General features: G+C 40.7%; 17 protein-coding genes. 4 read left to right on the top strand and 13 right to left on the bottom strand.

Annotated features, from left to right (window positions below):
- Positions 1 to 263 precede the first annotated feature (263 nt).
- The 3 genes from cgtA to rplU form a co-directional block, all read right to left on the bottom strand.
- Positions 264 to 1,436: an Obg family GTPase CgtA gene (gene cgtA, locus HRT96_RS12770; RefSeq protein WP_293157196.1), complete on the bottom strand. Its 1,173-nt coding sequence runs from the start codon at positions 1,434 to 1,436 to the stop codon at positions 264 to 266.
- A gap of 275 nt (positions 1,437 to 1,711) precedes the next feature.
- A complete protein-coding gene (gene rpmA / locus HRT96_RS12765; RefSeq protein ID WP_006034530.1) occupies positions 1,712 to 1,969 on the bottom strand; it encodes a 50S ribosomal protein L27 in 258 nt (85 codons plus the stop codon).
- A 16-nt stretch (positions 1,970 to 1,985) separates the two neighbouring features.
- Positions 1,986 to 2,294, bottom strand: a complete 309-nt coding sequence (rplU, locus tag HRT96_RS12760; protein WP_006034531.1) for a 50S ribosomal protein L21 — start codon at positions 2,292 to 2,294, stop codon at positions 1,986 to 1,988.
- Between the two features lie 332 nt (positions 2,295 to 2,626).
- On the opposite strand from rplU, the gene ispB reads away from it, so the two are divergent.
- Entirely contained in the window at positions 2,627 to 3,598 is a 972-nt protein-coding gene (ispB, locus tag HRT96_RS12755) for an octaprenyl diphosphate synthase (protein WP_293157193.1), read from the top strand.
- Positions 3,599 to 3,736: 138 nt separating this feature from the next.
- On the opposite strand, the gene HRT96_RS12750 is transcribed toward ispB, so the two are convergent.
- From HRT96_RS12750 to HRT96_RS12730, 5 genes are all read right to left on the bottom strand, one after another.
- On the bottom strand, positions 3,737 to 5,035 hold the full coding sequence (locus HRT96_RS12750) for an adenylosuccinate synthase (protein WP_293157190.1): 1,299 nt from the start codon (positions 5,033 to 5,035) through the stop codon (positions 3,737 to 3,739).
- 130 nt (positions 5,036 to 5,165) lie between these two features.
- Positions 5,166 to 5,348, bottom strand: a complete 183-nt coding sequence (locus HRT96_RS12745) for a DUF2065 family protein (protein WP_293134813.1) — start codon at positions 5,346 to 5,348, stop codon at positions 5,166 to 5,168.
- 121 nt (positions 5,349 to 5,469) lie between these two features.
- A complete protein-coding gene (gene brnQ / locus HRT96_RS12740; protein ID WP_293157187.1) occupies positions 5,470 to 6,795 on the bottom strand; it encodes a branched-chain amino acid transport system II carrier protein in 1,326 nt (441 codons plus the stop codon).
- A gap of 214 nt (positions 6,796 to 7,009) precedes the next feature.
- Complete coding sequence (locus tag HRT96_RS12735) at positions 7,010 to 7,753, bottom strand: methyltransferase (RefSeq protein ID WP_293157184.1); 744 nt, start codon at positions 7,751 to 7,753, stop codon at positions 7,010 to 7,012.
- Positions 7,754 to 7,801: 48 nt separating this feature from the next.
- Positions 7,802 to 8,767, bottom strand: coding sequence for an inverse autotransporter beta domain-containing protein (locus tag HRT96_RS12730; protein ID WP_293157181.1), 966 nt, complete (start codon positions 8,765 to 8,767; stop codon positions 7,802 to 7,804).
- 322 nt (positions 8,768 to 9,089) lie between these two features.
- Here HRT96_RS12730 and srmB point away from each other — a divergent pair, with 322 nt between their 5' ends.
- Together srmB and HRT96_RS12720 are read left to right on the top strand one after the other, a co-directional pair.
- Positions 9,090 to 10,355 carry an ATP-dependent RNA helicase SrmB gene (srmB, locus tag HRT96_RS12725; protein ID WP_293157178.1) on the top strand — a complete coding sequence of 422 codons (1,266 nt, stop codon included), beginning with the start codon at positions 9,090 to 9,092 and terminating at the stop codon, positions 10,353 to 10,355.
- A 1,630-nt stretch (positions 10,356 to 11,985) separates the two neighbouring features.
- Positions 11,986 to 13,014 (top strand): nitronate monooxygenase, encoded by a 1,029-nt coding sequence (locus HRT96_RS12720; RefSeq protein WP_293157175.1) that lies wholly within the window; start codon positions 11,986 to 11,988, stop codon positions 13,012 to 13,014.
- A gap of 377 nt (positions 13,015 to 13,391) precedes the next feature.
- On the opposite strand, the gene HRT96_RS12715 is transcribed toward HRT96_RS12720, so the two are convergent.
- Complete coding sequence (locus HRT96_RS12715) at positions 13,392 to 14,048, bottom strand: general secretion pathway protein GspB (RefSeq protein WP_293157172.1); 657 nt, start codon at positions 14,046 to 14,048, stop codon at positions 13,392 to 13,394.
- Positions 14,045 to 15,685: an ExeA family protein gene (locus HRT96_RS12710; protein WP_293157169.1), complete on the bottom strand. Its 1,641-nt coding sequence runs from the start codon at positions 15,683 to 15,685 to the stop codon at positions 14,045 to 14,047. Before HRT96_RS12710 ends, HRT96_RS12715 begins: the two co-directional genes overlap by 4 nt.
- Positions 15,686 to 15,938: 253 nt before the next feature.
- On the opposite strand from HRT96_RS12710, the gene HRT96_RS12705 reads away from it, so the two are divergent.
- Positions 15,939 to 17,108, top strand: a complete 1,170-nt coding sequence (locus HRT96_RS12705; RefSeq protein WP_293157166.1) for a multifunctional CCA addition/repair protein — start codon at positions 15,939 to 15,941, stop codon at positions 17,106 to 17,108.
- Between the two features lie 122 nt (positions 17,109 to 17,230).
- On the opposite strand, the gene HRT96_RS12700 is transcribed toward HRT96_RS12705, so the two are convergent.
- The 3 genes from HRT96_RS12700 to folB all read right to left on the bottom strand — a co-directional run bounded on the left by HRT96_RS12700 (position 17,231) and on the right by folB (position 19,063).
- On the bottom strand, positions 17,231 to 18,085 hold the full coding sequence (locus tag HRT96_RS12700) for an undecaprenyl-diphosphate phosphatase (RefSeq protein WP_293157163.1): 855 nt from the start codon (positions 18,083 to 18,085) through the stop codon (positions 17,231 to 17,233).
- Positions 18,086 to 18,188: 103 nt separating this feature from the next.
- The gene (folK, locus tag HRT96_RS12695; protein ID WP_293157160.1) at positions 18,189 to 18,695 is read right to left on the bottom strand and encodes a 2-amino-4-hydroxy-6-hydroxymethyldihydropteridine diphosphokinase; all 507 of its coding nucleotides are present in this window, start codon (positions 18,693 to 18,695) and stop codon (positions 18,189 to 18,191) included.
- Positions 18,695 to 19,063: a dihydroneopterin aldolase gene (folB, locus tag HRT96_RS12690; protein ID WP_006033361.1), complete on the bottom strand. Its 369-nt coding sequence runs from the start codon at positions 19,061 to 19,063 to the stop codon at positions 18,695 to 18,697. Before folB ends, folK begins: the two co-directional genes overlap by 1 nt.
- Between the last annotated feature and the right edge of the window lie 162 nt (positions 19,064 to 19,225).

Genomic DNA, 19,225 nt, shown 5'->3' with positions numbered 1-19,225 from the left:
GGAAAGTTCTAAGCTGACAATTATTAAATAACCGGATTTAAAATATAGGTAATTATTACCTGCTATATTCACTTTGTGAACGGGCGGGATTATCTGCTAATTCATATTAGAATGGAAGTTTTTTGTCATAAAAGCATACCTTATTACATAAAACTATGATTTCAGTAAGAATTACAAATCAAATGCCTAAAAGTATAGTTTTAATTAAAAAAATACCAGCACGAGGCTGGTATTTTCACTATAAACATATATAAAGTAGACGCTTAGTCACGAGCATAGATAACGTGGCCGTCATCTTCTTCGTCCCAGTCATCCCAATCATCATCTTCTTCGATAACGGCGTGATTAGCAATTTGATCTTTATGGTATTCATCCCATAAGAAACCAACATCACCGTCATCTTCAACTGGCATTTCAATCTTCGGACGCGGCAGTGATTCAATTTGCTCCATCATCGCGCGAACAAGATCTTTGGTACCAACACCACTTGAAGCAGACATAGTATATACTTCGCCTTCCCAATTAATCGCTTCTACAACGCGTTTAATTGTTTCGTTCGCTTCGTCTTCTAATACAAGATCGGTTTTGTTAAATACTAACCAACATGTTTTTGCTGCGAGTTTTTCACTGTATTTCTTCAGCTCACTCACAATAACTTTTGCGTTTTCTGCTGGATCACTTATGTCCTCAGGTAATAGATCAACAATGTGAACCATTAAACGACAACGTTCTAAGTGACGTAAGAAACGGATACCTAGACCAGCACCATCAGAAGCGCCTTCAATAAGACCAGGAATATCGGCAACCACGAAGCTACGTTCAGGCCCTGCACTTACTACACCTAGGTTAGGTACTAATGTGGTAAACGGGTAGTTAGCTACTTTTGGTTTCGCTGCAGAGATTGCACGAATAAAAGTAGATTTACCTGCGTTTGGTAGACCTAATAGACCTACGTCAGCAAGTAACATCAGTTCTAGGCGTAAACTACGCACTTCACCTGGTGTACCTAACGTCTTTTGACGTGGTGCACGGTTTACACTGCTTTTAAAACGGGTGTTACCAAGACCATGGAAGCCAGCTTTCGCGACCATTTGACGTTGGCCATGCATAACAAGATCGGCAATAACTTCACCAGTATCATCATCAGCAACACGCGTACCAACCGGTACACGTAAAGTAATATCTTCGCCACGTGCGCCAGTTTGATCTTTAGCACGACCATTCTCACCACGTTCAGCTTTATGGAAACGAACAAAACGAAAATCGACAAGCGTATTTAAGTTTTCATCAGCAATCATATATACATGACCACCGTCACCGCCGTCACCACCATCTGGGCCACCACGGGCAACATATTTTTCACGGCGGAAGCTTACACAACCACTGCCGCCATCACCGGCTTCAACTTTGATTCGGGTTTCATCTACAAATTTCATTTCGCTATCGCTCCTACAAATTAGGAATGCAGTTAGTTGCACGGATTAATTAATCGCGTACTGACCTCATTTTCACTCGGTTGGTGAATTAATCAATCCGTGCAACTATCAACTTATTATGGAGTATCATGACTAACCAAGCTTAACCAGCAAGTATGGGTCAATATTCTCTCTCAATGTTTACTATTTTAGTTTTTTATTGCTCATATTAATTTTAGCAATAAAAAAACCCCGCCATATAGGCGGGGTTTTAAAATTCTTAGTTTGTACTGAAATTATTCAGCTACAATGCTAATGAACTTACGGTTTTGTGGTCCTTTAATTTCGAACTGCACTTTACCGCTAGCTTTAGCGAATAGAGTGTGGTCACGACCACAACCTACGTTTGTACCAGCGTGGAATTTAGTACCACGTTGACGAACTAGAATGTTACCCGCAAGAACAGATTCGCCACCAAAGCGTTTAACGCCTAAGCGTTTACTTTCTGAATCACGACCGTTGTTGGTACTACCACCAGCTTTCTTATGTGCCATCTTTTAGAACTCCTAATTAAGCGATTTTAGTAATCTTAACTTCTGTAAACCATTGACGGTGACCCATCTGTTTACGAGAGTGCTTACGACGACGGAACTTAAGGATTTTAACCTTGTCCGCACGTCCATGAGATACCACTTCAGCAGTGATTTTCTTACCTTCAAGGTAAGGTGCGCCAACTTCGATATTCTCGCCGTTTGCAACCATTAATACTTCGTTAAATTCGATGCTTGAACCAGCTTCAACGTCTAGAAGTTCTAGACGAAGAGTTTGACCTTCAGCAACGCGGTGTTGTTTGCCACCGCTTAGGAAAACAGCATACATGTTTTCTGACTCCGATCCGTGTCCAGCATACCTTAGGTAGCGACACGTCATGATAATTTATAACAATGGCGCGAATTCTACTCAAAACTCCCCGGTTAGGCAAGCTCATTTTTAAAATAAATATAAATAAGCAGGAAAGTAGTAAATCGCGACCGCTTAATCCTTTCTGCAATTGCAATTTAGTGTACAATTACGACATAAATTTGACAGGGATTTTATCTTATCACCTACGACCAAGATAGGGCTTGCGATGAATGTAGCTATAAACATTCTTCAATAATAGTCTTAAAAAATCGTCATACAACTATAAAAGTAGCACGGAACTTATACACATGGACATTAAAGCCATTCAAGCGTTATCGAAACAAGATATGGACGCTGTCAATGAACTCATTTTAGCTCGACTGCAATCCGATGTTGCCCTCGTTAATCAAGTGGGTTATTACATTGTAAATGGTGGCGGTAAACGCATTCGTCCACTAATAGCAACGTTAAGTGCACGCGCACTGGGTTACCAAGGCCAACAACACGTAGATGTAGCTGCTATTATCGAATTTATTCATACTTCAACCTTATTACATGATGATGTGGTTGATGAGTCTGACATGCGCCGTGGTCGCAAAACTGCGAATGCGGCATTCGGCAATGCGGCAAGCGTGTTAGTGGGTGACTTCCTTTATTCACGTTCTTTCCAAATGATGGCAAAACTGAATAACAGTAAAATTATCGATATTTTATCTGATGCAACCAATGTGATTGCTGAAGGTGAAGTATTACAGTTAATGAACTGTAATGATGCCGACACTGACGAAAAGCGTTATATGGATGTTATCTATTACAAGACAGCCAAGCTATTTGAAGCGGCAACGCAACTGGCTGCAGTTATCTCTGAGCAACCAGCTGATATTGAACAAGCTATGATTGATTACGGTGTACATTTAGGCGCTGCGTTCCAGCTTATTGATGATGTAATGGACTATACTTCTGACGCCCAAGAAATGGGTAAAAACGTTGGCGATGACCTTGCCGAAGGAAAACCAACACTACCGTTAATTCATGCAATGGTTCATGGCACCGAACAAGAAGCATTAATGGTGCGTGAAGCTATCGAGAAAATGAATGGCATGGATAATCTTGAGGCGATCTTGGCAATTCTTGAACGTAACGGGTCACTGAACTATTGTTTTGATAAAGCCCAGCAAGAAGCCGAGTTAGCCGTTAAAGCAATTGCGGTACTACCTGAGTCAGAATATAAACAAGCGCTTATTTCACTGGCTTATATTGCAGCTAACCGCAGCAATTAAGCAGTAACCGATTAGCGATATTAAAAGCCGCCTGATTACTCGATAGCGAATAATCAGGCGGCTTTTTTGTACCTGAAATTCAAGATACAAAAAAGCCGCACCAGCGACCTTTTATTTATCAGTTATAACCAAATAGACTTATACGTCGTATGGGTTAACTAATATTATTGTTTCGTTACGATCTGGGCCAGTTGATACGATATGAATTGGCACGCCCGTAATTTCTTCAATACGCTTGATGTAAGCGATTGCAGCTTCTGGAAGTTGCTCTAGTGTTGTCGCACCGTATGTTACGTCGCTCCAACCTGGCATTTCTTCGTATACAGGTTCAACAAGTTCATAACCGTCAGCAGCCATAGGTGGCACGTCAAGAATTGAACCGTCTTGTTGCATGTAGCCAGTACAGATTTTCAACGTTTCTAAACCATCTAATACGTCTAGTTTAGTTAGGCAGAAACCTGTGATGCTGTTTAACTGAACTGCACGTTTTATTGCAACTGCGTCAAACCAACCACAACGACGTTCACGTCCAGTAGTTGCACCAAATTCATGGCCTTTAGTACCTAGGTGATTACCGATTTCATCATCAAGTTCAGTTGGGAATGGACCAGAACCAACACGTGTAGTGTAAGCTTTAGTAATACCAAGAACGTAATCGATGTGACATGGACCAAAACCACTACCAGTAGCTACGCCACCTGCAGTTGTATTTGACGATGTTACATACGGGTAAGTACCGTGGTCGATATCGAGTAACGTACCTTGAGCACCTTCAAACATGATGTCATCACCGCGGCGACGTGCATCATCAAGCAGTGACGTTACGTCTACGATCATGTCTAGCAGAATAGGGGCAACTTCGTGCATCTGTGCTAGCACATCTTCGTAGTTTACTTCTGGTTCGTTATAGTAATGCTGTAGTTGGAAGTTATGGTATTCCATTACTTCTTTCAATTTAACAGCAAACTGTTCCATGTTGAATAGATCGCCAACACGTAAACCACGACGCGCTACTTTATCTTCGTAAGCGGGACCGATACCACGACCAGTTGTACCGATTGCTTTTTTGCCCAGTGCTTTTTCACGGGCAGCATCTAGCGATACATGGTATGGCAGGATTAATGGACACGCTTCACTGATAAGCATACGCTCACGAGCTGGGATGCCTCGTTCTTCAAGCATTTTAACTTCAGTCATTAATGCATCAGGTGCTAGAACTACACCATTACCAATGATACATTTTACGTTTGAACGTAAAATACCAGATGGAATTAAGTGAAGAACTGTTTTTTCACCATTGATTACTAATGTGTGACCAGCATTGTGACCACCTTGGTAGCGCACAACATATTTAGCTCTGTCAGTTAGTAGATCAACTACCTTACCTTTACCTTCGTCACCCCATTGTGTGCCGAGAATAACTACATTCTTTCCCATGATACCGTCGCGGTTGTTGGTTAAAAGAGGATTCTAGCAAAAATTAAATCAAAATGTTTAAAAAATTTGATTTCTATCTCATTAAAATCAGAAAATACAAGTTTACTGGTTGTTCTGCTGTACAAAAAAATTACAACATAAACAATAAAACGACACCCGTCACCACCAGGCAACCAGCATATTTACGTACTTTGTCAGCGGGCTGCTGGGTAATCAACGAGAGCATTTGTTGCCATTGCTTAGGCAGCAACAGCGGCATAATACCTTCAATGATAAATACAATCGCTAACGCCAACCACAATTCATTACCCATCAAACCACCTCATTATAGTGTGACAAACCATAAGCACCAAAAAAATAGCATAAAAAATCCGTTCACTCAGGAACGGATTGTAAATTAGTTTAATCAGGTCTCATTTAGAGCATATGATCGACTATTTTGCGGTAGCGGCACTCACATTTGCTTGCGGGCGCATTGCAACAATCGATACTATGATAGCAAGTGCAGTCGGTAACACCCAAGCTAAACCTTGATCAAATAGTGGTAAGAAGTCAAAACCACTCATTGCAAGACCCGCCACTTTCATGCCGTCTAATACACCAAACATGAATGCAACAACCATGACGAAACGGAATGCAAACTGTGGATTAGGGAAACGTTCTTGCAATAAAATCAGCGCAACAATCGCAATAGCCAGCGGGTATACCGCAAATAATACCGGTACAGAAATACTGATTAATTGAGATAAACCAACGTTAGCAACAATCGCACATGCGATGCAGTTAATAATAACCAGCATTTTGTATGACCATTGTGGTTTTAATTCATGGAAGAATTCTGCCACTGCACTTGCTAAGCCAATAGCCGTAGTTAAACATGCTAATGTTACAACCGCCGCTAAGATGTATTGACCAGGCAACCCGAATAAGGCTTGCACATAAGTTGCTAAGATCATCGCACCATTTACATCAGCACCGACGGCAATAAGCGATTGGCTCGTTGCACCTAAGTAGAATAATGAAATATAAACAAATGCTAGACCAGCAGCAGCGATAGAACCCGCCATGACTAGATATTTAAATTGACCCGCTTTATCTGTTACGCCTTTGCTTTTAAGTACATTAATGATCAACATACCAAACATTAACGACGCAAACGTATCCATGGTGTTATAACCTTCGAGGAAGCCGGTAGTAAATGGACTATCAATATACGCTTCACGTGCTAGACCAATCTCACCTTGTGGCATAATAAATACCGAAATCGCTAATACCGCTAATAATATAATTAATACCGGTGTTAATATTTTACCAATATTATCAATCAGTTTACCTTGGCTTAAAGCGAAATAGGCGGTGATAATAAAGAAAACAACAGAATACAAAGCCAGTGTCGTATCGTTAGCAGCATCACCTAAGAAAGGCTTAATCCCCATCTCATAAGCAACTAAACTTGTTCTTGGGGCCGCAAACGCAGGACCGATAATGACATAAATAGCCACTGCAAACGCAGTTGCCGCCATTGCAGGTAAAAAACGTGTCATGGCAATTAAACCACCGCCGGCTTTTGCGACCGCGATAATTGTAATAAGAGGTAAACCGACAGCGGTAGCAAGGAAGCCCAACATTGCAGGCATGTATGATTGCCCTGCAAGGTTACCAGCTAACGGTGGAAAGATGATATTACCTGCGCCTAAAAAGAAGGCAAACGTCATAAAACCGATGGCTAAAACATCAGCTGTTTTTAACTTAGTAGTCATTAATATACTCTCTGCTTAGATATTGTTGTGTGTTCATTCATTCACTTCTTCCATGAAGCAAGCAAGGAGAAGTAGTCCCCCCAGCCGGTGTAGCACAAAGTATTATAATTATATTCTTGTAAAGAATTTTGTATTAGCCACTCACCCATTAATAATCGATACTAACAATCTGGTCATTAAGTGCAAGCGTAAATCTAATATCAGCTTAGTGAAATTACATTTTTAGATAAAACGCTTTGGTGATCCGCTGATAGTTATTAGAGTAACGGCCATCGGGATCATGAATAGTAAGCGATTGTTTTTCCAAGTTGTTATCACCGCGTTGGATATTCATCAACATACGTTTGTAAGGTTTTGTAGGGGTGGTTTTTATGTTTAAGCAAGTTATTTTCAAATCACCTAATTGTTGGCAATAAGTAACAAGTTCACATCCCGACGTATAAGGCAGTACGAGGGCAATGCGGCCATTAGGTGCTAACAGTTGCAGCGCACAATCAACCAGTTCTTGATGGGTTAAACTGCCCGTGTGTCTTGCAATTTTACGGGCGTCATCAGCAAAATTTTGGCCATGAACAAAATAAGGCGGGTTAGAGACGATAAGGTCAAACTTAGCAGATTCATCTTTGCAGGCTTGCGTGAACGCCTGTAAAGCAACATGTTTAACTGCTATCGAAGATGACCATGGTGAGTTATCTACATTGATTTTTGCCTGCTGGCATGCCGACACGTCAATATCAATCGCAATGGCCTGCATATTTCCCTGACAACGTTGCGCTAGCATTAAGCTAATAAGCCCGGAACCGGTGCCAATATCCAGTACTTTTAATGGTGCTGTGAACGCTGTTGTTACGTCTGCCCAACCACCGAGTAAAATTCCGTCGGTCCCCACTTTCATCGCACAATCGGCATGTGAAACATGAAACTGCTTAAAGCTAAAACCATTATTTTTATCGTTCACAGACTACTCTTCACTCTCTAACATAACGGTAAAATATCTCACTTATTATTACTCAGCAGTGCGCGCAAGCACTTTAGAACGCGAGAATGGGATCATTTGATGCATCGAAAAACCATTATCTAAAATAAATTCAAGCTGTTCATTTAATGGTCGCCATGGATCATAATTAAAGTAGATATAAACCCCGTAGCCGACATCATGATCTTGCACTTTGGTGGCTTCAACACCTAATTGCAATAATGGGATTGGCGTGTAATCCAGCCCCGCAGTTAGTTTATGACTATTATCCGTTGGCTCGTAATCATGACTCACTGTAATGTCATCACCAAAGAAGTATTCCAAAGAACTATGAAATTGCAAGGTCGGAGTGATAGCCCCTTCCGCACGAATATCGATGCTGTTAACCAGATCATCTTTACTGCCTTTACCTGACAAGGGGAAATAAATATTCGATGAAAGATTGAAGATATAATTTGGATCATCGTATTTACTACCGATAGATAGACGATGATTGCCCGAGTTCATTTCAACATCCCAAAAAGCATTCACACCAACGCCGACAGGACTGTCTTCAGGTAGGATACCGATACCATTAGAGATTAATATATCCTCATTTTTGTAATCGATATTCGCTTGCCAAACCAGGTCATCGGCAAAAACATTATCGAGCACATAATCAAACCCTGGGTTATTCGCTAACGATGTACCGTGTCGGTCGTAATCACCATAGTTACTGTGCAGCTGTAAACCCAAACTGAGATTAGAATAAAGTGGTTTTAAAAATTCGAAAGATTCAAATGCAGGTTCTTCTGGCGCTTCGACTACAAGCGTTGGTTTACGTTGCTCTTCACCACCAAGGTGACCACGCTGTTTACCCCAATAACCTTTATTAGAGATAGCACCATCATTCTCAGAATAATACTTATCTTCAGCAGCATGAATTGAAGGGGATAAAGACAGTAACAATGCCATAGATGACAATAATACAGCAGAAAATAGACCACGAGGGTTCATCGAAAACACACCTTAATAATAAAATAACTCCGCTAAGATAACAAAAATACAGCATTCAAGCTAATGAATATAACCAACCATCAAACATGTTTATAGCGTATTTCTAGATCCAAACTGACACTACAACCGCGCTGCTAACACCGATAAATCATAAGTTTTATAATAGTGATTATTTCGTCATTTGAGTAGAAAACCAATACCCTCCAGGCCTCATATCTGCCATAATGACTGATTAACGTTCCAAAATTTGACGTGTCATTGTTTAATTACAGCAAATGATAACCTCATCTTCCTTTTTAACCTCTTGTTATACGGTAGTTTTATGGACTTCGAAAGTCTCGATCTAGACCCTCAATTAATTGTAGCACTTACTGATAATAATCTTGTTCAACCAACATTGATTCAACAGCAAGTACTGCCAACGGCCATGGAAGGTAGAGATATCCTTGCATCTGCACCGACTGGTACAGGTAAAACGCTGGCATTTTTATTACCAGCTATTCAACATCTGCTGGACTTTCCACGTCGCGAATTAGGTCCTGGACGAGTACTTATCTTGACACCAACGCGAGAACTCGCGAGTCAGGTATTCCAACAAGCTAAAATGCTAGCGGCTTATACTGACCATAAAGTATCGATGGTCACAGGTGGTGTTGATTATGCCCTACACGCAGAAGTATTAAAAAATAACCTTGATATTGTCATTGCAACGCCGGGGCGTTTATTAGAATACATCCGCCGTGATGCATTTGAATGTGCAGCCATTGAAGTACTGATCCTAGATGAAGCTGACCGTATGTTAGATATGGGTTTCTATGATGATGTGAAAAGAATCACTAATGAAATGACCCGTCGTCAACAAACAATGCTATTTTCTGCAACCCTAGAAGGTCGCGGTATTGATCGTTTTGCTGAAGAACTATTGAATGAACCTGTTGAGTTTACAGCGAATCCTTCTCGTAGAGAAAAAGCTAAAATTCATCAGTTCATGCACCATGTTGATAATCACGCACACAAGCAAGCCTTGTTAGTGCATTGGTTACGAGATGAAAGCACAACACGTTCTATCGTGTTTGTAAAAACCCGTGAACGCCTTGCCGAGCTTGTTAGCTACCTGCAATCACAAGACATCCCGTGTGCATATTTACGTGGTGAAATGGATCAAGCGAAACGTACGCGTTCTTTGAACCAGTTCAAAAATGATAAAGTAAAAGTTCTGATTGCTACCGACGTTGCTGCTCGCGGTATTGACGTACAAGATGTAAGCCATGTATTTAACTTTGATTTACCACGTAGTGCGGAAATTTATGTTCACCGTATTGGTCGTACTGCACGTGCTGGTAAGAAAGGAACAGCGATCTCATTGGTTGAAGCGCATGATCTACGTATCTTTGGTAAAATTGAACGTTATACCGAAGAAACAATTAAGCGTCGTGTAATTCAAGATTTAAAACCAAAGAATAAAATTGCAGTATCGAAAACTAAGAAAAAAGCGAAAGTAGCGGCGACTGGTAAAAATAAAACATCAGCGAAAGCGAAGCTTAAAGCCAAAAAACGTACCAAGAAAAATAAATCTAAAAGTAAGTAATCGTTCAACCAACTATTACTTAAGTGAGTAAGAATCGATAAGGCGTTAAATTTATTTAGCGCCTTTTTTGTATCTGCATAAATCCCAGACATAGAAAAGGCGGCACAGTGTGCCGCCCTAAAGTCTATATATCTCAATCCATGAAACGCGTAGCAACCCTGCTAAATCCTGACTCTATTTATTCCGTTAAATTTCCACTTTCCAATCCGTCGGAGTGTCCTTTTGCCTTCCTAGCACAATAAATCGATCCTGATTTATTTCTGTGTTACATCCTGTAACGTAATCCTTTGGTCTTCGTCCTGAAGCTGTCCTTGTGTCGCGTCCTGCAACTTAATCCTTTGTCTTCTTCCTGAAGATGTTCCTTGTGTCGCATCCTGCAACGTAATCCTTTGGTCTTCTTCCTGAAGATGTTCCCGCCTCGTCCTTGTGCTTATAAATATACGTCATTAACTCTGAGCAACAAGCGCGTAAATTCAATTAAATTACAAAAATTTACAAGCTACAAAACACATTAAACACTAAGTTATTGATAATATTGAATATATAAATTAAATGCAAGTGTAAGACCAGGTCTAATACCGAGATAGACACAGTGATGTAACGACTATGTCCCTCACCATAAATAGTCGATGTCTTACACATCGAAATCTAGCCACTCAGTAGATAATATTGTGCATATAAAATACACAGAATAAACCCAAACTAAAGTTGTAAAACTTAAAATTTAACGATAAATAATATTGTTAAAAACAAACATACCATCAACACCTATAAGTAGATCTAAAGGTAAAAAACCAAGGAAGTAAGTTTATATAAGATGAGATGAGTTATGCCAGAAAAATAAGTTGGTGGAAAATCGTAAAAAAGCGTTTATTAAATCCCAGAAATAGAAAAGGCGGCACACTGTGCCGCCCTAAAGTCTATACTTTCAATCCATGAAACTTGTAGCAACCCTGCTAAAATCCTGACTCCATTTATTCCATTAAATTTCCACTTCCCAATCCGTCGGAGTGTCCTTTTGCCTTCCTAGCACAATAAATCGATCCTGATCTATTTCTGTGTTACATCCTGCAACTTAATCCTTTGGTCTTCTTCCTGAAGCTGTCCTTGTGTCGCGTCCTGCAACTTAATCCTTTGGTCTTCTTCCTGAAGCTGTCCGTGTGTCGCGTCCTGCAACTTAATCCTTTAGTCTTCTTCCTGAAGATGTTCCCGCCTCGTCCTTGTGCTTATAAATATACGCCATTAACGCAGCGCAACAAGTGAGACAAAACGATTAAATTACATTTATTTACAAGAAATAAAAACCACAAAGCAGTAAGCGCATGATATTAATGGTAATAGCTGTTATTTACGAGTGTAAGACCAGACATAACATCGAGATAGACACCGTGACATAACGGCTATATCCCCCACCATAAATAGTCGATGTCTTACACTTGAGGATCTGCTGACTCAGCAGATAATATTGTTGATTAACAATAGACAGGACATACCTAAACTAAAGTTGTCATTATTAAAATTTTATGATAAATAATTCTGTTAAAAATAAACATATCATTAACATCTGTATGTATTAGTGTATTTATGCTAGTTTATTTTCCAACCTTTTTTTGCATCTTGAGATAAAGTGATGAAAACACGGATTACAGAATTATTAGGGATTGAGCATCCTATCATCTTGCCAGGTATGAGTTGGATATCAAAACCAGAACTTGTTGCTGCTGTTTCCAATGCCGGTGGTTTAGGTATTTTAGCAACAGGGCCATTGAGCCAGGAAGAAACCCGCGCTGCAATTAGAAAGATCCGTGAACTCACCGATAAACCATTTGGCATTGGCGTCACGCTGCTTATGCCGGGTGCAAAAGAGAATGCTAAAGTAGGTATTGAAGAACAAGTACCTGTGATTAATTTTTCACTAGGTAAAGGTGCGTGGATCGTTGAACAGGTACATGCTTATGGCGGTAAAGTCATTGCGACAGTCGTTAACGAAAAACATGCAAAATCAGCACAGTCGATTGGTGCCGATGCCTTGATGGTAACGGGTCATGAAGCTGCTGCACATGGTGGTGAAGTTACCTCACTGGTACTTGTACCTGCAATTGCCAGTGCTGTTGATATACCAGTGATCGCAACGGGTGGCTTTGCTGATGGACGAGGCTTAGTTGCAGCGCTGTCTTTAGGCGCTGACGGTGTGGCCATGGGATCCCGTTTTGCCACCAGCCAAGAAAGTGCATTGCATCATGACGTTAAACAAGTCATCACCACTAAATCAGAAAACGATACTATTTATTCGAAGAATTTTGATGGTCTTTATGCCCGCGTACTAAAAACCCCAGCTTCGATTAAAGCAACCAAGAAACCAATGAACTTCGCTTTAGCATTATTTAAATCGGTGAAGGCCGCAAAAATGGTTGATCTACCATTTTGGAAGCTTGTAGCAGGGGTATTTGTGCAGTTCGACAAGATCAAGCAACTATCTTATTTTGGTGCCGCAACAGAGAAACTAGAAGCAGCAACGATTGCAGGTAACCTCACCACAGGCGTGCAATTTATTGGTCAATCGCAAGGTTTGATCAATGATGTACCGAGTGTTGCAGTGATCGTAGAACGTATTATGTCTGAAGCTGATAAGGTGATTAATAAATTAGCCAAGCAGTAATTATACCCAAGCTACTTCAAGATGCACAATCAGCAAACCGAATGAAGCGTATATTCAAGGCATGAAGTCGAGGATTTAGTTATTCTAAATCAAGACTTCATAACGCCGAAGATGCCTTCGTTCGTTTTGCCCTGCGGGAGGCGAGCAGGAATAACAGTACCGCGTTGCAATATATGAAAATGGAATAACCATTATCTACATATTGCGCCTTGTTCTGATATCCCTGCTCGTCTCTGATATAGCATCTTGAAATAACTTGGGTATGGACGATGCAATACTCTAGCTCAGAGACTAACTGGGATAGCGTAGATGATATAAGGGAGTATCACAACGCCCTTATATCTATATTGACCACTTAGATTAGCTGATTAAATTGATTATGCAGACCAGTCAGATAACGCTTGTAAACTGAAACTTTGCACACCAACACGCATAATCACCTCATTTTGTAATATTTCTAAGATCTCCACATCATCACTTAACCAACTACCTTCTCGTAAGTCTCGATTATTAAGACGCACACTGCGATTTTTAGCGTTCGACGAATATATATGTGAGCTATAACTAATGTCCGGTATTTGTGCGCGTAAGTACTGTGGTAAATCCGCGATAGGGACGGCATTATAACTTTCTGTAACCGCGTTGACAGGGATATTATCGTTATCATTTGTTGCTGTTAACGCACGATTAAACTTAGCCAGTAATTCTGCAGACACCTGCTCATTGGCTAATTCCGCATTCATGGTTAATAGTTCAGAGCGGCTATCCATCTTGGCTTTCGATTGACGGTTCGGTATCACGATAGTCTCTGAGTGCTTTGCTGAATATGAAGGTGTGACCACTTGTGCCGGTATCTTAACCACTGACAGCGGATGTTCAAATTCTATATCTGCTAACTTCAAAATAATAAGTGGATCAGTTTGCTCAACGCCCGCTGAAATATTGCTATTAGCGAGTAAGGTTGGGTTCCATAATGAACTAACGATCAAGCTGACAGCCAATATGCGTAATTTTTTACTAACTATAAAGTTCATTTATCCTCCGCAAGATGTGTGGCGATATTCAATTTAGGCACAGTGCTGTCAGCATAATGGACGACGGTTATCATAGTTTGAGGGCCCACAATACCATCTGCTGTTAAGCCTGACTGCTTTTGAAAACGCATCACTTTTTTCAGTAATGGCCAGTCAAACCTCGTCCCTGATAATGCATTTTCGCCAAGCGCAGCACTCACATTGTGATCTAACCAACGAATTAATTCACCTTTATCGTGTTGCTTTAAGCTATTTTCAAAACGACTTGGCGCGGTCCAAAATAAGGTAAAATCACCACTCCAGTATCGCTCAAACCAGGCCTGGCTCACCAGTAGATGACTGCTGCTTAATTGTAGTTCCACCCCCAATGGCGTAATACTCAGTAAGGTCGCGTAATAGCCTTCACCTAAATTATCTAACAGACGTACCACCGCAGGTAAATTATATTGCACTAACTGTGCATAATTACCTTGGCGCTGCAAACAACGTAAATTAGCGTGTTGTGCATTACGGCAAGTGGCATCGTTCAAGGCAATGTCGTAACCCCACTCTTTATATAAAAACTGGGTTGCCGCGCTACGTTGTCGCGCCGATTTAATATCGCTGAACAAGGCTTTGTCAGACATCACGTCATTACTAGCACGCGCTAACAGAATCTCTGCGTTAGTAGTGGCGATGATAGGTGTAACCTTGTCAACTGGCGTGGTGGCGCTGTCATCCTCAACAAAATTAAACAACCCAAACTGAAAGCCAGTGATCACCAATCCAAGACATACAGTGACTGCAAGTGCAGCTAAACTCTGCGCGTTGTTGTTGGCTTTAACCGGCGTAGTAATAGCAACGGCTGTAACCGCGGCTTTAACATGCTGAGAGGTAATTTTATCGTCCCTGGTTTTGAACGCATAATAAAGTGCTTTATCACAAACAAGGTTCACTAAACGGGGAAGCCCAGCGGTATGTCGGTGAATGAGTTTTAATATTTTACGACTAAATAACCCCGGATTACCCGATGCAATACTTAACCGATAAGCGACATAACTGGCCAGTTCTAATTCTGTTAAAGGCAATAAATGATAACGAGCGGTAATACGTTGCGCGAGTTGGCGTAACTCTGGTAGCTTTAGTTTTTGCTGTAATTCTGGCTGACCAATGAGGACGATATGTAACAGTTTTTTATGTTCAACATCGAGATTGGTTAATAAACGTAATTGCTCTAAGGCCGTTGTTGATAATAACTGTGCTTCATCAATGATAACCACACAGGCTTTATCTTGCTGACAATTATCTAACAGAAAGTAATGCAATAAATCGAACAACACTTTTAAACTCAAATTATGCTGATCATAATCAAGTTTAAATTCATCACACAAGGTCGCCAATAATTCTAATTCACTGACTGCAGGATTATGGATATAACCCACAACAGTCGTATAGGTGAGTTCTTGTATCAAGGCGCGTGATACTGTTGTTTTCCCCGTTCCAACTTCACCAGTCAACATGATAAAACCACCCGCACCTTGTAAGCCATAGGTCAGGTGCGTTAGTGCTTCTTTATGTCGATCACTCATAAAAAAGAAACGCGGATCGGGCGCAATGGAGAAAGGCATTTCTTTTAAATGAAAAAACTCAGTATACATCTATGATTATCATCCTATGGTTGATGCTTCACGTTAATAGCTAGACAACAAAATGTCAAAAATAGGCGACAGAAATACAACTTTATTCATGAATAAGTCGCTAGGAGCTCATTATCCATCAACTCAGACTTAATGACAGCAAGTAAACGCCCATAATCAACAGCAAAGATCGAGTTTCTAAGTAGTTAAGGTATAATTAATGAATACCATGTAATTATCTTGAAGCCATCAGCAAAGTAACAGGGGTTGTTTAGTGCAAATATATTTAGTCGGCGGGGCCGTTCGTGACAAATTATTATCTCTACCGGTAAAAGATAAAGATTTTGTGGTTGTTGGTGCAACACCCGCAGAAATGCTCGAACAAGGCTATCAGCAAGTCGGTAAAGATTTCCCTGTATTCCTACACCCGAGCAGTAAGCAAGAATATGCACTGGCACGAACCGAACGAAAAAGTGGTTCTGGTTATACAGGTTTTACCTGCTACGCAGCACCCGACGTGACGCTTGAGCAAGATCTTGTGCGCCGAGATCTAACCATTAATGCCATAGTTGAAGATATAAACGGTCAAATCATCGACCCACTCAATGCTAGATCAGATTTAGATAATCGCATACTGCGTCATATCTCAGAGAGCTTCAGTGAAGACCCATTACGCGTTCTACGCGTGGCCCGTTTTGCCGCGCGTTTTCATCAGCTTGGTTTTACCATTGCCAAAGAAACACTGACATTGATGCAAGAGATGACACAAGCAGGTGATCTTGCTGAATTAACCCCCGAGCGCGTATGGCAAGAAGTTGAAAAGACATTATCAGCAGCGAATCCAGAAATATTTTTCCACGTGTTAAATGAAATTGGCGCATTAGCAGTTATCTTACCCGAACTCGATGCTCTCTTTGAGCGAATGCTAAATACACATAGCGAAGGTGACAATGAAACTAAAACTGTCGGCCAGCAAGCCTTAATTCAGCTACAGAAAACGGCATTACTTTCGGCTGATTTAGCCATTCGCTTTGCTGCATTGATGCAGAAACTTGATAATTCTCAAGTCAGTATTAAAGCACTGGCCAAGCGCTGTAAAGTGCCTAACGAACACCGAGATTTAGCTTTGCTAGTTAGCGCACAACAAGAAAACATTCACAGCGCTCTAACCTTAGAGCCTACTGATATTATCAGCCTTTTCGACAATACCGACGCATGGCGTAAACCCGAACGTTTTCAGCAAATATTGTTGACCTGTTCAAGCAGCCAAGTCAGTAAATTAGTCGATGAATATAAACCGACCCAATATCTGACAAAAATGCTTCATGCGGCTTGTAATATTGCAGTACAACCGATCATTGCGGCAGGGTTCCGTGGCGCAGAAATCAAACAGCAATTAACAACCCAACGTATTGCAGCATTAACCACATTACGATCTCAATAAGTAATTGTCATAAATGATGATTAACATGCAAGATCAAAAAAGGCTGCTACCTCACTGGTAACAGCCTTTTCTCTCTTTAGTCTTTAGTCTTTAGTCTTTAGTACTAATGCTAATCGAGGGAATTAAAGCCCTTGAGTATAGATTAAATAAAACAGACCAGCGCCTAACAGTAGGCGGTAGATAACAAACGGCAACATGCCGACTTTTTCAAGCACTTTCAAAAATACATGGATACAGGCAACGGCACTAAAGAAAGAAACTACAACGCCTAAGCCCATTGCAAACCAATCAACAGCGCGTACTGTCGTAATGATGTCACCCGCTTGCAGGGTTTCAACGACATCACCATGCAGTACTAATTTCAGTGTTAAATAACCACCCGCCATGGCAATAATCGGAATCGACATTAAGAATGAGAAGCGCGCCGCGGCACTACGACTTAGCCCTAACATCAAACCAGCCGTAATGGTCACTCCCGAACGAGATGTCCCCGGGACCAGTGCTAACATTTGCGCAAAACCTATGATTAATGCGCCTTTCCAACCGGTTTTGTACTCGTCTTTTATCTGCGTCGCATTGGCATCTGCCCACCATAATAACAAGCCAAAGATGATCGTTGTCGTGGCGATCACCGTAGTACTGCGTAAATATAACTCAATAAAATCTTTACCAAAGAAGCCAAAAAATGCCGCCGGAATGGTTGCTAAAAGAATGCACCATGCCAACTGACTGTCTTTACTGTGTTGTTGTTTAAATATTGAGTGTACCCAAGCAACTGCCATTGTGCCGACTTCGTCACGAAAATAAATAAGTACCGCTAATAATGTGCCTATGTGTACGGCCACATCAAAAGCAAGACCTTGATCTGTCCAGCCTAATAATTGCGACGGTAAGATAAGGTGAGCAGAACTTGATACCGGTAAAAATTCAGTTAACCCCTGAATTAATGCCAGAACGATCACTTCCAACATACTCATTCATATTTCCTTTATGGTGATAATTAAAATAAATTAGTTTAAATAACATCAATGCTAATCAGTAATATTAACCTTAACGATTAACAATGAACAATGAACATAGTTAAGCTAGCTCAGTTATTTTCGGCCATTGCCACTCGGCTAGCCTTAATACCTGTGTTGACTTGTCAAAATCACGCCACAATTCAGCCATGGATAATCCAGACACCGGATGGCGTAAATCGGGGGCTAGCTCAGAGAGAGGCCATAGCACAAAAGCATGATAAATAATTTCAGGACGCGGTAAAACTGGGGGGGCCGATTGGATGATATTATCGAACAACAAGAGATCCAGATCTAACGTTCTCGGTGCATAACGACGATCAGTGGCTTTACGTCCATGTATGATCTCAAGATCTTTTAAACACTGCATTAATTCGTGAATAGATAACGATGTGGTAAATTCCATCACTAAATTGTAATAATTATCACCGATGCAATTAACCGCAGCACTTTCGAAAATAGGTGAAACACGACAATCATCAAACCGTTTATCCAGATCTTGCAGCGCATTCGCAACATGATATTCTTTATCAATGTTACTACCGATGCCGATATACACTAAGGCCATTACGCTAACGTTCCATCACGCTGACCACGTTCAATATACACACCGACAGTAGCAGCATTCGCCACCGCACCCGGTTTACTGAGTTTTAAGCTGATCCAAGGGATACCAAACGTCGTCATTAATAGCTCAGCCACTTGCTCAGCCATTGTTTCGACTAACTCAAAAATATTGTTTTGTGCAAAATCTGTGACTAATTTAGCCACAGCTGAATAATCCAGCGCCTTAGTAATATCATCAGTCAGTGCTGAAGGGCGATTATCGTGGCCCATTTTTAAATCAAAGACTAATCGTTGAATGATCTCTTTTTCCCAATCATATACACCGATCGTAGTAAAAACTTCCAATTTTTCAATAAATACAATGTCCATGAACTCGTCCGTAATAAACTTAATAGAGGTCGGATACCCTAGCGAATAAAAAACACGTATGATAGGTTTCTCAATTTTTATTTATATCCAAGATAAACTGCATAATTGTAAGCGGTATGGCAGTACGCAATTTATTAATCGATATAATAATGCAATAATACA

The organism is Moritella sp., assembly GCF_013215705.1.
Taxonomy (GTDB): Bacteria; Pseudomonadota; Gammaproteobacteria; order Enterobacterales; family Moritellaceae; genus Moritella.
The sequence above is the reverse complement of the archived record's forward strand: the minus strand, read 5'-3'. Positions and strand labels throughout refer to the sequence as shown.

What these genes read in the sequence shown, in the direction of transcription:
- HRT96_RS12720 (WP_293157175.1), top strand. Translation starts at nt 11,986, where the DNA reads ATGAAAACACGGATTACAGAATTATTAGGGATTGAGCATCCTATCATC.
- HRT96_RS12710 (WP_293157169.1), bottom strand. Translation starts at nt 15,685, where the DNA reads ATGTATACTGAGTTTTTTCATTTAAAAGAAATGCCTTTCTCCATTGCG.
- cgtA (WP_293157196.1), bottom strand. Translation starts at nt 1,436, where the DNA reads ATGAAATTTGTAGATGAAACCCGAATCAAAGTTGAAGCCGGTGATGGC.
- HRT96_RS12730 (WP_293157181.1), bottom strand. Translation starts at nt 8,767, where the DNA reads ATGAACCCTCGTGGTCTATTTTCTGCTGTATTATTGTCATCTATGGCA.
- ispB (WP_293157193.1), top strand. Translation starts at nt 2,627, where the DNA reads ATGGACATTAAAGCCATTCAAGCGTTATCGAAACAAGATATGGACGCT.
- rpmA (WP_006034530.1), bottom strand. Translation starts at nt 1,969, where the DNA reads ATGGCACATAAGAAAGCTGGTGGTAGTACCAACAACGGTCGTGATTCA.
- HRT96_RS12715 (WP_293157172.1), bottom strand. Translation starts at nt 14,048, where the DNA reads ATGAACTTTATAGTTAGTAAAAAATTACGCATATTGGCTGTCAGCTTG.
- HRT96_RS12750 (WP_293157190.1), bottom strand. Translation starts at nt 5,035, where the DNA reads ATGGGAAAGAATGTAGTTATTCTCGGCACACAATGGGGTGACGAAGGT.
- HRT96_RS12745 (WP_293134813.1), bottom strand. Translation starts at nt 5,348, where the DNA reads ATGGGTAATGAATTGTGGTTGGCGTTAGCGATTGTATTTATCATTGAA.
- rplU (WP_006034531.1), bottom strand. Translation starts at nt 2,294, where the DNA reads ATGTATGCTGTTTTCCTAAGCGGTGGCAAACAACACCGCGTTGCTGAA.
- HRT96_RS12700 (WP_293157163.1), bottom strand. Translation starts at nt 18,085, where the DNA reads ATGAGTATGTTGGAAGTGATCGTTCTGGCATTAATTCAGGGGTTAACT.
- brnQ (WP_293157187.1), bottom strand. Translation starts at nt 6,795, where the DNA reads ATGACTACTAAGTTAAAAACAGCTGATGTTTTAGCCATCGGTTTTATG.
- folK (WP_293157160.1), bottom strand. Translation starts at nt 18,695, where the DNA reads ATGGCCTTAGTGTATATCGGCATCGGTAGTAACATTGATAAAGAATAT.
- folB (WP_006033361.1), bottom strand. Translation starts at nt 19,063, where the DNA reads ATGGACATTGTATTTATTGAAAAATTGGAAGTTTTTACTACGATCGGT.
- srmB (WP_293157178.1), top strand. Translation starts at nt 9,090, where the DNA reads ATGGACTTCGAAAGTCTCGATCTAGACCCTCAATTAATTGTAGCACTT.